The sequence below is a fragment of the Terrabacter sp. 01T434 genome, from assembly GCF_056398545.1.
This window is the reverse complement of record NZ_JBFTPP010000001.1, coordinates 113,722-125,963: the sequence shown is the minus strand read 5'-3', so window position 1 is coordinate 125,963 and position 12,242 is coordinate 113,722. Positions and strand designations below refer to the sequence as shown.

The 12,242-nt window shown below is 69.5% G+C and carries 13 protein-coding genes; 3 read left to right on the top strand and 10 right to left on the bottom strand.

What is annotated here, in order from left to right:
* Nucleotides 1–114 precede the first annotated feature (114 nt).
* The 5 genes from AC1DIW_RS00605 to AC1DIW_RS00585 form a co-directional block, all read right to left on the bottom strand.
* Nucleotides 115–498: a hypothetical protein gene (locus AC1DIW_RS00605; protein WP_478106107.1), complete on the bottom strand. Its 384-nt coding sequence runs from the start codon at nucleotides 496–498 to the stop codon at nucleotides 115–117.
* A complete protein-coding gene (locus tag AC1DIW_RS00600) occupies nucleotides 495–1,037 on the bottom strand; it encodes a hypothetical protein (protein ID WP_478106106.1) in 543 nt (180 codons plus the stop codon). Before AC1DIW_RS00600 ends, AC1DIW_RS00605 begins: the two co-directional genes overlap by 4 nt.
* 138 nt (nucleotides 1,038–1,175) lie before the next feature.
* Nucleotides 1,176–2,111 carry an acetamidase/formamidase family protein gene (locus tag AC1DIW_RS00595; RefSeq protein WP_478106105.1) on the bottom strand — a complete coding sequence of 312 codons (936 nt, stop codon included), beginning with the start codon at nucleotides 2,109–2,111 and terminating at the stop codon, nucleotides 1,176–1,178.
* Nucleotides 2,112–2,113: 2 nt separating this feature from the next.
* Nucleotides 2,114–3,550, bottom strand: a complete 1,437-nt coding sequence (locus AC1DIW_RS00590) for an APC family permease (RefSeq protein ID WP_478106104.1) — start codon at nucleotides 3,548–3,550, stop codon at nucleotides 2,114–2,116.
* A 49-nt stretch (nucleotides 3,551–3,599) separates the two neighbouring features.
* Nucleotides 3,600–4,526 (bottom strand): proline iminopeptidase-family hydrolase, encoded by a 927-nt coding sequence (locus AC1DIW_RS00585; RefSeq protein ID WP_478106103.1) that lies wholly within the window; start codon nucleotides 4,524–4,526, stop codon nucleotides 3,600–3,602.
* Nucleotides 4,527–4,614: 88 nt separating this feature from the next.
* Here AC1DIW_RS00585 and AC1DIW_RS00580 point away from each other — a divergent pair, with 88 nt between their 5' ends.
* On the top strand, nucleotides 4,615–5,364 hold the full coding sequence (locus AC1DIW_RS00580; RefSeq protein ID WP_442280195.1) for a FadR/GntR family transcriptional regulator: 750 nt from the start codon (nucleotides 4,615–4,617) through the stop codon (nucleotides 5,362–5,364).
* Nucleotides 5,365–5,371: 7 nt separating this feature from the next.
* On the opposite strand, the gene AC1DIW_RS00575 is transcribed toward AC1DIW_RS00580, so the two are convergent.
* The 4 genes from AC1DIW_RS00575 to AC1DIW_RS00560 form a co-directional block, all read right to left on the bottom strand.
* Nucleotides 5,372–6,994, bottom strand: coding sequence for a chloride channel protein (locus tag AC1DIW_RS00575; protein ID WP_478106102.1), 1,623 nt, complete (start codon nucleotides 6,992–6,994; stop codon nucleotides 5,372–5,374).
* Nucleotides 6,991–7,458: a MarR family winged helix-turn-helix transcriptional regulator gene (locus AC1DIW_RS00570; RefSeq protein ID WP_478106101.1), complete on the bottom strand. Its 468-nt coding sequence runs from the start codon at nucleotides 7,456–7,458 to the stop codon at nucleotides 6,991–6,993. The genes AC1DIW_RS00575 and AC1DIW_RS00570 overlap by 4 nt, the downstream gene beginning before the upstream one ends.
* Before the next feature lie 83 nt (nucleotides 7,459–7,541).
* Nucleotides 7,542–7,778 (bottom strand): DUF1059 domain-containing protein, encoded by a 237-nt coding sequence (locus AC1DIW_RS00565; protein WP_442280192.1) that lies wholly within the window; start codon nucleotides 7,776–7,778, stop codon nucleotides 7,542–7,544.
* A gap of 96 nt (nucleotides 7,779–7,874) precedes the next feature.
* On the bottom strand, nucleotides 7,875–8,504 hold the full coding sequence (locus AC1DIW_RS00560) for a trimeric intracellular cation channel family protein (protein WP_478106100.1): 630 nt from the start codon (nucleotides 8,502–8,504) through the stop codon (nucleotides 7,875–7,877).
* Between the two features lie 190 nt (nucleotides 8,505–8,694).
* Between AC1DIW_RS00560 and AC1DIW_RS00555 the strand changes: the two genes are divergently transcribed.
* Nucleotides 8,695–9,915, top strand: coding sequence for an amidohydrolase (locus tag AC1DIW_RS00555; protein ID WP_478106099.1), 1,221 nt, complete (start codon nucleotides 8,695–8,697; stop codon nucleotides 9,913–9,915).
* Nucleotides 9,916–9,962: 47 nt separating this feature from the next.
* Here AC1DIW_RS00555 and AC1DIW_RS00550 read toward each other — a convergent pair whose 3' ends face one another.
* Nucleotides 9,963–10,970, bottom strand: coding sequence for an alkaline phosphatase family protein (locus tag AC1DIW_RS00550; RefSeq protein ID WP_478106098.1), 1,008 nt, complete (start codon nucleotides 10,968–10,970; stop codon nucleotides 9,963–9,965).
* Nucleotides 10,971–11,356: 386 nt separating this feature from the next.
* On the opposite strand from AC1DIW_RS00550, the gene AC1DIW_RS00545 reads away from it, so the two are divergent.
* A complete protein-coding gene (locus tag AC1DIW_RS00545) occupies nucleotides 11,357–12,016 on the top strand; it encodes a TetR/AcrR family transcriptional regulator (protein WP_478106097.1) in 660 nt (219 codons plus the stop codon).
* Nucleotides 12,017–12,242 lie beyond the last annotated feature (226 nt).

Sequence of the window (12,242 nt, the reverse complement as noted above, 5' to 3'; positions counted from 1 at the left end):
GTTGGCACTAACCACTGCTGGTTGTCAAGGGGTACGTCCCGCTGCTCTGCAGGGGGCGGGTCCCGTTCCGCCGGCAGCTGCGAGCGGGACATCGCCCCTGGGCGAGCGATCCGCTCAGCGCCGCAGGGCCGCGGCGAGCGCCTCGGGGTCGGCGACCGTCACCGTGGCTGCCGGGTGACGCAGCACCCCCGTGGGCTCGATGGCGTGGACGGGCTCGACGAACGACACGCACAGACCTTGACGCGAGTTCGTCGCGAACGTCACGCCACGGTCGGTGAGCGACAGGTGCGCCGGACCCGCCGTGCGGTGGAAGGCATACCCCGAGCTCACCTGCGTGCTCTCGACATTGGCCAGCGGGGTGCGCAGTCGCCACGGACCGAATCGCACGAGGAGCTCCTCGTCGGTGACCACGACCCGCGAGGTGGCCGGCGTGATCCCGAACGCGAGAGCCGCCAGCCGGTAGCGGCCCTCGAACGCGAACGCGAACTCGCGCGTCACGACCGGCGCCTCAGGCTGGACGGCGGGTCGAGCAGCCCCGCGACACCGCGCTGCTGCTCGCCCAGGTAGGCGTCGAGCACCAGCAGCCCTGCGGTGGCACCGGGCGTGGCCCACTGCAGCCAGCTCATCCGCCGGGTGAGCGTCCGCGCCTGGTCCCGGGCGGCCGGATCCGTCTCGGCACGCTCGAGCGCATCGCCGAGCTCGGCCCCGGAGCGGTACGCCTCCGCGCTCACCATGACCGCCGCCACGGTCAGCGCCGTCTTGAGGACGACGGCGGCGGAGGTCGGGCGGTGCCCGACGATGCGACGACGATTGTCGGCCACGATGGCGACGCCGCTCAGCAGGTGGAGCCCGACCGCGGCCCCCTGCACCGGGCCCCACCGCCGCCACCCCTCGTCGGCGATCTCGGCGCGTTCGCGCGCGTCCTGCCCCTTCCGGGATGCGGGGTTGAGCGCCACGGCCCCCGCCAGGGAGCCGCCGAACCAGGCTGCGTTGGTGAGCACGTGCGTGGCACGGACGATGGTGCTGTATGCCGTCATGCGGAGTCCCTCGTGCCTGTGCCACCCGTGGGCGGCGCGCTGTCGGTTGAGGACTGTGCCGTACCCGCTTCCCGCGCCGCCTACACCGTTGCGCCAGCTGCTGCCGAGCGCTGCCGCGAGCTGCCGAGCGCTGCCGCCTCAGGCCAGCTCGAGGAGGTGCTTGGCGATTCGCGCCAGCGTCACCTGCCCGACGGCCCGGAACGGGTGCAGCGGGTCGGGCGTCACCGACCCCGTCGGGCCACCGAGCTCGGCGTGCGCCAGCGCACTCATGACCGTGTAGGCGTCGTGCCGGCTGTAGCCGTGCTCGTCGGTCAGGACGGCGAAGAGGTCCTCGTAGGCGTTGATGATGGAGTCCTGGACCGGGTCGCCCAGGCCCACGCACACGAGCTCGTCACCGGTGTCGATCCTCGGGGCTCGCATGCGCTTGCCCTTGACGAGGTCGACGCTGACGGTGGCCCGCCCGGCGATCTCGATGGCGACGAACGAGCTCTCCCCGCGGCTCATGACCGCGTGCAGGTCCCCGATGGCCAGGCCGGCGCCCGCGACCTCGACGGGGAGGTACACCGTGCTGCCGGGCCTGGCGTCCGTGAGGTCCATGTTCCCGCCGGTCGGGTAGGAGGGCATGACGGTCGACATCGCGCCTTCGGCCGGCGCCACCCCGATGCACCCGATCATGGGGGCCACGGGGCAGCTCACCCGGTCGGTGAGCTGCGCCATCCCGTCGCGGACGGGCACCCGACGCACGTACCAGTCGTCGCCCATCGCCCCGGCCAGCGCGCCCGCTCCGGGGATGTAGACCGACCAGCCGTGCTCGGCCATGTCGATGTCGTGGATCGTCACCGCGAGCGCGTCACCGGGCTCGGCTCCCCGGACGTGGACCGGGCCGGTGACGGGGTTGATCGTCGCCGTGACCTTCGACAGGTCGCGCAGCTCCTCCATCTGGGCGTATGCCGCGTCGTCGGTCTCGAACGTGATGCGCTCCCCCGTGCCGGGATCCACGGTGAGCACCGGCTCGTGCGCCGCCGAGTAGCCGGCGTGGGCGTGGTCCTTGGTGATGAGGTGGTGCTCGGTCACGGTCAGCTCCTCGGCTCGGTGGCGGGCTGCAGCTCGGCAGCCGGTTCGGTGGAGGCATCGGCCCGATGTTCAGGCAGGATGCCGATTCCCTTGCGGCTGTAGTAGACCAGCACGAGGATGCCGATCGCGAGCCACACCAGGCCGCCGATCTTGGCGGCGGGCTCGGCGTTCCAGAGAACGAACCCGATGATGAGGAACCCGATGATCGGTCCCACCCAGTGCAGGACGAGATTGGACGACTTCCGGCGCACGCCGTAGTAGGTCATGACCGACAGGTGCAGCAGGAGGAACGAGGTCAGGGCGCCGAAGTTCACGAGTGAGCTGATGAGCCCGATCTGACCGACGAAGAACAGTCCCAGGACCAGGGTGATGCCGGCGACGAGCAGGATGGCCCGCTCGGGCACCTTGCTGCGGCTGTTGACGTGCGCCAGGAAGCGCGGCAGCTGGCCGTCGCGGCTCATGGAGAACAGCAGGCGGGAGGTGGCGCTCTGTGCCGCAACGGCATTGGCGATGCCGACGGCCAGGGCGTTCATGGCCAGGAACGCGATCTGCCACCCGTTGTTGCTGATCCGGCCGACGATGTCGAAGAACGCGTTACCGGCCTGGTCGTCCGGGAAGGAGGTGGTGTCCGGGATGAGCATGCCGGCCAGCCAGGTCTGGCTGATGAAGAAGAAGGCGACGAGGAAGAGGCCGCCGAGCATGGCGATCCCGGCTGAACGGTGACCGCCCTTGCTCTCCTCGGAGAGGGTGGCGATGCCGTCGAAGCCGAGGAAGGACAGCACCGCGATCGACAGCGCCGTGCCGACGAGGGGCGCGGAGAAGTTGGCGGCGTCGAAGATCGGCTTGGCGGTCACGTGCGCTCCGCCGGTCCCGTGGGCGATGGCGACGATGGCCATGACGGCGAAGATGACGAGGAAGAGCACCTCGGCGGTCAGGAAGAGCCGGTTGACGACGGCCGTGAACGAGATGCCGACGTAGTTGATGGCGGTGTTGATGGCCAGGAACAGCAGGATCCACGCCCATTTGGGCACGGCCGGGAAGATGCCCGACATCGACTCGGCGGCGAAGACGTAGAGCAGCGTGGGCACGAGCAGGTAGTCGAGCAGGATCGTCCAGCCGGCGATGAAGCCGAGCTTGGGGTGCATGCCGCGCCCCACGTACGAGTAGACCGAGCCGGCGATGGGGAAGGCCCGGCTCATCTGCGCGTAGGACAGCGCGGTGAAGATCATCGCGACGAGGCCGATGAGGTAGACGAGGGGCACCATCCCCTTGGCCTCGTTGTAGACGGTGCCGTAGATGGCCCACGGTGCGATCGGCACCATGAAGACGAGGCCGTAGATGAGCAGGTCGGTCGTGGAGAGACCACGGTTCAGCTCCTGCTTGTAGCCGAACTGGGTGAGGTCTCCCTCGCCGAGCGTGTGGCTGTCGAGATTGGACATGCGTGACCTCCGGGTCAGGTGGGCGCTGGGGCGTCAGGTGGGCACAGGGTCAGTCGTGCTGGCCGAGGAAGGACTCGACGACGTCGAGGAAGGCGTCGGTCTCCTCGACGTGCGGCATGTGGCTCGAGTCGGGGAAGACGTGCGAGCGCACGTCGGGGATGCGCAGGGCGAATGGCTCCCAGACCAGGGGCATCGCCTCGTCGTGCGCGCCGGCTATGACGAGCGTCGGGATGCGTATGCCGTCCAGCCGGTCGACGACCGACCAGTCCTTGAGCGATCCGACCACGTGGAACTCCGAGGGCCCGTTCATCGTGTGGTAGACGGTCGGCTCCGCCTCTATCTGGGCGAAGGAGTCGGTCACCTCGGGCGGGTTGGGCACCACACGGCATACGTGCCGGTCGTAGAAGACCTTCTCGGCCGCGGCGTACTCCTCGGAGTCCGTGGTGCCGGCCTGCTCGTGCTCCAGCAGGGTCTGCTGCACCTCGTCCGGGAGCTGCGCGCGCAGCGTGTTGGCCGCCTCGAGCCACAGCGCCATGGACGCCGGCGAGTCGCAGATGGTGAGGCTGCGGATGCCCGAGTCGTCGGCGAGGACGACCTCGGGACCGAGCATCCCGCCCCACGACTGGCCCAGCAGGTGGAACCGCTGGTCGATGCCGAGCGCCTCGACGAGGTTGCGCAGCTCGTCGACGAAGAGCTGTGGCGTCCAGAAGTCTGCAGGGGCGTCGGGCAGGTGGGTGCTGCCGCCGCAGCCGAGCTGGTCGTAGTGGATGACCGAACGCCCTTGCAGCGCAAGATTGGCCATCGTCAGTGTGTAGTTGTGGGCGGCGCCGGGACCGCCGTGGAGCACGACGAGGGGCGCCTGCTCCGCGTCCGGGTCGAGCTCTCCGGTGACGCGGTACCAGGTGCGGTGACCACGGAAGTCGACCTCACCCTCGGTGGTCGGGTCGGGAAAGCGCGCGTCGCGCGTCGTTGCCATGCATCCTCCTCGGGGAACCGGACCAAAGTGGATCACGCAAATGGTCCGGTGACAAGACCTTTGACACGGTCGGACCTAGACTGCGTGCGTGGAGAGCAATTCGGAGTGGGAGGACGGGGAGTCGATCGCCCTCCTCGGCGAGCCCCGCACCAAGGCGACGTCGCTGACCGACCGGCTCATCACGGCCATCGCGGTGGGTGAGTACTCCCCCGGTGAGCGTCTCCCGCCCGAGCGCGACCTGGCCGCCTCGCTCGGTGTCAGTCGGGCGACGGTGCGCCAGGCGTTGCAGCACGTGACCGAGCTCGGCCTCATCGAGATCCGGCGGGGGCGGGCGGGCGGCGCCTTCGTCGCTTCGGCGTCATGGGAGGACGTCGCGCCCGAGGTCGCCCGCCGGACGCTCGAGATCGAGATCCCGCGCCTGCTGGACCTGTACGACTACCGCTGCATGGTGGAGGGGATGATCGCCCGCGCAGCCGCGGAGCGCCGCACCGCCGACGACATCACCGGTCTCGAGAAGGCTCTCGAGGAGTTCCGGGCGGCGACGTCGATGACGGAGGCGCGCAACGCCGACCGCCGGCTCCACGGTCTCGTGACGGCGGCGGCGCGCAACCCCCACCTCACCTCACTCAGTGCGCACCTCACGGCCGCGGCCACTCTCGGGTTCGGCGTCGAGCCGTACACGCAGGACTTCTACGACGAGGCGCTCGTGCAGCACACCGAGCTGGTCGGGCACGTCGTGCGTGGTGAGGCCGATGCGTCCAACCGCAGTGCCTCGGCGCACTTCGGCCTGACGCTCGAGACGATGCGAGCCGGTCTGCAACGGGCGCGCAGCGCCTGACGGCAGGTCAGCCGCGGCCCATGCCCAGCGGTCTGGTGAACACCTGCTCCCGCTCGGTCGCCTCGGTCAGGTCGTGCTGGCGCGCCACGAGCAGGGACTGCACGTCGATGTGGCCGAGGACGGCGCCCCCCTCCCCGATGACGGCGGCGCCGTCATGTCCGTGCTCGGCGAAGACGTAGGCCACGTGGCGCAACGTGTCGCGCTCGCCGACGACGTGGTGTGCGCTGCCGGTCGCGAGACCGCGGGCCACCGCCATCGCCTCATCGGAGGTGCGCATGACGTCGGAGGCGAAGAAGGTCTCGAGCGGGTCGGTGGTGTAGTCGCGGGTGATGTGCAGCCCGCGGCGGGCGATCTTCTCGGTGAGCACGGAGCGCTGGAGCACGAGGACGGACACGGCATACGCCGTCGAGGACGCGATGAGCAGGGGCAGCATCGCTCCCCACGCGTGCGTGAGCTCGAGAGTGAAGACGACGCCGGTGAGCGGCGACCGCATCACCCCTCCGACGACCGCCGCCAGCCCGAGCATGGCCCAGAACCCGGGGAACACACCCGGGAGGGCGAGGCCCAGCGCGGCCCCGAGCGCGCCACCGATCATGAAGATCGGCGCGAGCACGCCCCCGGAGGTCCCGGACCCGAGCGAGAGCGACCAGATGAGGGTCTTGACGACGAGGATCCCGACGATCAACCCGGTGGTCGCGTGGCCGGTCAGCAGCTGGTCGATGACGTCGTAGCCCACGCCGAGCGCCCGGGGCTCGACGAGGCCGCCGAGGCCGATGACGAGGCCGCCGAGCGCCGGCCACCACATCCAGTGGATCGGCAGCCGGCTGAAGAGGTCCTCGGCGACGTAGACGAGCCACGTCGCACCCAGGGCCACGAGGGCACCGCTGAGACCGACGAGGACGCTGAGCGCCTCTGCGGTCCAGGCGATGTGGACGTCGCTGTGCGGCACCGGGAAGATCGGGCCCAGCCCGATGAGCGGGCCCCGGACGACCGTCGCGACGGCGACCGCGGCGACGACCGGGACGAAGCTGCGTGGTCGCCACTCGAAGAGCAGCAGCTCCACCGCGAGGAGCACGGCCGCGAGCGGCGAGTTGAAGGTGGCGGCCATGCCCGCCGCGGCGCCGGCCACGAGCAGTGTCTTGCGCTCGTCGGCGGTGAGCCGCAGGTGCTGCGCGAGGATCGAGCCGATGGCTCCCCCGGTCATGATGATCGGCCCCTCGGCACCGAAGGGTCCACCCGAGCCGATGCTGATCGCCGCCGAGATCGGTTTGAGCACAGCGACCTTCGGCTCGATCCGGCTGCCGCCGATGAGGATCGACTCGATTGCCTCCGGCATGCCGTGGCCGCGGATCTTCTCCGACCCATAGCGCGCCATGACACCGATGACGAGCCCGCCGACCACGGGCGCGAGCAGCACGAGCAGCCACGGGTGGTGCGTCGCGCCGGGCGCGACCAGGGAGGTCTCGAACCGCTGGTAGAACACGACATTCGTCGTCAGGCCGATGAGCTTGAGGAGCAGGTATGCCGCTGCCGCGCCGAGCGCTCCCACCGGCAGCGCCCAAGCGGTGATGAGCAGCATCCGCGGGTGGACGTTGAAGTCGCCGAGCTCCACCTGCTTGGCCCCGGTCACAGCGGCACCGGTCCGGTGAGGTCGTGGTGCCGTCGCCGGAGGGCCAGGTGCAGCACGTCGAGGCTTTCGGTGAGGGAGCTGAGGGCCGCGGCATCCAGGCTGTGCAGAGCGCGGGTGAGCTCACGCGAGCGCCAGGCCAGCACGGCCTCGAGGACCTCGACGCCGTGCTCGGTCAGCGCGAGGAGCACCCGGCTGCGGCTGTGCGGATCCCCCGTCCGGGTGACGTGGCCGGACGCCACGAGCCTGTCGGCCAGCCGCGTCACCGACGAGTTGCTCACGCCGAGCACGTGCGCCAGCTCGGTGCAGGACGCCTGGCCCTCGTCGCGCAGCGCGAAGAGCAGGCGCATCTGGGGCAGCGACACCTCCCCCACCTCGTCGACGCTGCGCACGGCCAGCCCGAGCAGGTCGCGGGTCACCTGCTGCAGCGCCTCCACCGCGGTCGGGAAGGATCGGGGTCTTTGCATGCGACAAGTCTTGCATGCGACAACATATTGGCGAAAACGTCGAAAGACGAACAGGCCGGCCCACCGAGCGGCCCTGAGGCCGGTCAGTCGTCGGCCGCCGCGGCGAAGGCCTGCTTGGCGTCGCGGTACCAGTCCATGGACTTCTTCGGGTGCCGCCAGCGGCTCTTCATCGCATCGCGGGCGTCCTGGTGGGTGGCGTCCCCGGCCGTCTCCGCATCACGGAGGTGGCGGTCCTGGGCCTTGATGACGTCGTCGGCGGTGTCGCCGTGGTGCTCGAGGTCGCACGGCCCTCCGAGGGATCGGCAGGTCATGGTCTTCATGGTCGGCTCCTTGATCGTTGGGGTGTCCTGCCGTACTGACGATCGAGCCGGGCCGGATGTGACACGCACCCGCGACCGACTGCGACGTCACAGGGTTCACTCGCGCGATGACCCGGGTGGCGTCGGCGCGTTGAGGTCGAACCGGATCCCGATCAGTCGGATGGCGACGCAGGCCAGCCCGGCCACCGACGCCGGGACCCAGCCGTGGAGGCCGATCTCGACGCTCACCACGGTGATCAGGGCGCCGACCAGGGCGGGGATGGCATACAAGCCGCTGCTCAGCACGGTCGGGACGCGCCCGATCAGCACGTCCCGAAGAGTGCCTCCGCCCACGGCGGTGACGGCGCCGAGGATGACGGCCTGCAGCGACCCCAGGCCGGCATCGAGCGCTTTGGTGGCTCCGGTGATGGCAAACAGGCTGAGGCCCACGGCGTCGAGGACCTCGATCGGCAGGGCCAGACGGTCGAGCTTGCGCCCCCGGGCGAAGGCGATGAGGGCCCCGGCCGCAGCGACCACGAGGTAGCGCCAGTCCCTGAACGTCGCCGGCGGGAGGGAGTCGATGATGACATCACGGATGATGCCGCCGCCCACGGCCGTGACCATGCCGAGGGCGAGCACCCCGACGATGTCCAGCCGCGCCTTCCGGATCGCCGTCAGCGCGCCGTTGAGCGCGAAGACGGCGGTTCCAGCGAGGTCGAGCAGCAGCAGAGCGCTACCGGCGGTCACTCGGGCTCCCACCGGACAACTGCGCTCGCCATGCGGACACGGTACGCCGAAGGCGTGCGCCAGGGGCCCGTCGCCGTGACAGCCCCGGGCGGCGCCCGGACGGCCTCACTCAGGGCTTCGTCACAGCGCGGCTGGGTACGGTCAACTCGGCGGTCGAACAGGACTGGTGGATTCCACGAGGGGCGAGGCGATGACATCTGCTGACGCGGTGCTGGCCGGGTTGGACCGAACGCGCGGCTGGAGGGAGGACTTCTATCGCGACCTGCACGCCCATCCCGAGCTGAGCGGCCAGGAGTCCCGCACCTCTGCGGCCGCCGCTGCGCGACTGACCGCGTGGGGCTTCGATGTCCAGCGCGTGGGCGGGGGCGTCGTCGGCGTCCTGGCGAACGGACCCGGGAACACCGTGCTGAGCCGCGCCGACATGGACGCGCTGCCCGTGACCGAGATGACCGAGCTGCCGTACGCGTCGACCCAGACCGCGACCGACGAGACGGGGGCCACCACCGGGGTCTCCCACGCCTGCGGCCACGACGTCCACGTGACGTGCCTGCTCGGCGCCGCTGAGCTGCTCGCCGACCAGCGTCAGCACTGGAGTGGCACCTTTGTCGCCCTCTTCCAGCCGGCGGAGGAGACGGCAGCGGGAGCGCGGGGGATGCTCGATGACGGACTCGCACGACGCATACCCCGTCCCGACGTCGCCTTCGCCCAGCACGTCCTCGGACTCGACGCCGGCACGATCGGCACCCAGGTCGGGCCCGTCATGTCTGCCGGCGACAGCATCCGGATCACGGTCTTCGGCAAGGGCTCACACGGCTCGATGCCGCACCTCAGCGTCGACCCGGTGGTGCTCGCCGCCTCGATCGTCCTGCGGCTGCAGACGATCGTGGCCCGCGAGACCCAACCGGGAGAGTTCGCGGTCGTCACGGTCGGCAGCAGCGTGGCCGGGACGAAGAGCAACATCATTCCCGACCGGGCGGTGCTGCTGCTCAACGTGCGGACCTACGATGACGCCACACGTCGCCAGGTGCTGGAAGCGATCGAACGCATCGTTCGCGCCGAATGCGACGGCGCCGGTTCCCCGCAACCGCCCACCTTCGAGTACTACGACCAGTACCCCCTCACCCACAACGACTCCGGCGTCGGTGACCGCGTCGACAGCGCGTTCCGAGAGCACTTCGAGGACCAGGTCGTCGAACTGGGCCGGGTCACGGCCAGCGAGGACTTCAGCCGCATCCCCGACGCGTTCGAGACACCCTACTTCTATTGGGGCGTCGGAGGATTCGCCGCGGGCACCCCTGCGCCACCGAACCACTCACCCTTCTTTGCACCCCTCATCCAACCGACCCTCGACACAGGTACGGAGGCGCTCGTCGTTGCCGCGCTCGCCTACCTCGCCAAGGACCCCGGCTGACTGGTGTGCGTGCAACGCACCCCCGTCAGCCGGAGAGCCCGCGCGGCCTACTTCAGGCGGAAGAGCGTGTCGTCGCGGATGGAGGACTTGCCCGGGTCGCCGGCGTGGCCCAGCAGCTGGGTCTGACCGACCATCTGCTCCATGCCCTTGAGCACCGAGTAGTGGTCGACGGCGACTGAGGAGACGCCACCGGCAGTCGTGTACGGGGTGATCACGATCAGCGGCACGGTGTACGTGCTGCCGTTGCCCTCGTCCCAGGTGATGATGATGGCGGAGCGGCCGGCCTGGTACGTCGCCGAGTTCAACAGACCCGGAAGGTAGCCCTTCAGCCAGTTGTCGCCGTTCTGGATCCGTTGCGAGATGGTGCTGTTGGGCACCAGGTGCATGATGTCCTGCTTGTTCGGGATCACGAGGTTGAACTTCGCCGACAGCACGTCCGCGCTGTTCGCTGGGAACGGCTTGGCGTACTGCGGACACAGGTTGTTCTGGGTCCGCGTGTAGTACGGGAAGGGGGTGTGGGTGACCGTGAACAGGCCGGCGCCACCGGTGTAGCAGTTGCCCAGGCTGCCCTCAGCCCACTCCACCGCGCTGCCCGGCGCCGACGCATTCATCAGCTCGAAGATGCTCTTCGAGGCCTGCGGCCAGGAGCTCGGCGGCTTGTTCGCCGTGATCGGCAGCTCATGGCTGCAGATGCCGTTCGTGTCGGCCTTGTCGCAGCCGGTGTACCCAGAGGTGAGCGCGATGTAGTTGGCCAGGCTCGTGGTCGACAGGGAGAGGTCGTTCTTCGAGTAGCTGCACGCCTTGGCGATCGCGTTGATGTACGGCGCGTCCGCGGTGTTGCCGATGATCTTCTTCAACGGCTTGTTCTCGAACATGATCAGGGTGACGTGGTCCCACGTCGCCGGGGCGGTACCGGCCGCGGTGCCGCTGCAGGGAGCGGTCGCCGTCGTCGTGGCTGCTGCTGCAGTTGCAACAGGGACGGAGCCGGTGACGGTGAGAGCGGAGGCAGCGAGCAACACCGCTGCAGAGATCGGGGCGTACGTTCGCATCGGCATGCCTTCCCTGTGGTTTCAGTCGACGCAGGCACTGCACGCGCTGAGCCGCGTTGACACCGTCGGCGCCAAAGATACGGCGCAACCGTCGTCTCGAGAGGGGCTTCCGAGAACTTGGTCCACTCAGCTCGTCAGCAGTCCCGTCAGAGGCGATCAGCCGGGACTCGCAGGCGCTCAGTCGCGGAGCGGTCCCGCGTTCCGAACGGCTGCGACCACGTCGAGGATCGCCTGACTGGTCGCGTCCGAATCCTTCTCGTCGGCAGCGTGGGCGGGCACGCCCACACGTCTCGTACTAAGTACGCTAGATTGGCATACAAGGTACGAGACCGACCGGACGAGGGAGCACTGTGCACCAACCAGCCGCTGACAGCCGCGAGCGAAGGGCCCCGTTGAGCCGCGAACGGGTCCTGCTCGGCGCTGTGACCGTCGCCGACTCCGGCGGCCTGGCCGCCCTGACGATCCGTTCCCTCGCGCAGCAGCTCGGCGTCAAGCCGATGTCGGTCTACCACTACGTGGCCAACAAGAGCGAGATCCTCGACGGCATCGTCGACATGGTCTTCGCCGAGATCGACCGCCCGCCGCGCGATGGGGACTGGCAGAACGAGATCCGACAAGGGGCCGCCTCGGCCAGGCGGGCGCTCCGGCGTCACCCCTGGGCACTCGGGCTGCTGGAGTCACGAAAGACCCCCGGCCCGGCGACGCTGCGCCACCACGACACGATGATCGGCACCTTGCGAGCCGCCGGATTCTCGGTCGAGATGACCGCCCACGCATACGCACTCATCGACAGCTACGTGTACGGGTTCGCCCTGCAGGAGGCCGCCCTGCCCTTCGACGGACCGGAGACCGTCGCCGGCGTCGCGGAACCCATTCTGGGCGGCTTCGACGACGACGAGTACCCCCATCTGGCCGAGATGGCGACAGAGTTCATCCTCCAACCCGGCTACGACTTCGGCGACGAGTTCGAGATCGGACTCGAGGTCATCCTCCAGGCCCTCACCCGCTCCCTCCCTCCCGCCCGGCGACGGCGCACGCATCGACCGGACTGAAGGGGCGCCGCAAAGACGTCGCCACCGGGGGGATGGCCTGGACATACTTTGTACGCTAGCCTGAACGTACTTAGTACATCCACCGCCGGCGCGCGGGCCACGTCGCCCCGCCCATGAGATCCCCGCTCTTGAGGACTGTGTCGGTGCCGGTCCCGTGAGATCTCGATGCTCGCGATCCGCAATCGAAGGCGCGGTCACGTCGCCGCTCCAAGCGCAGTCCCGCTCC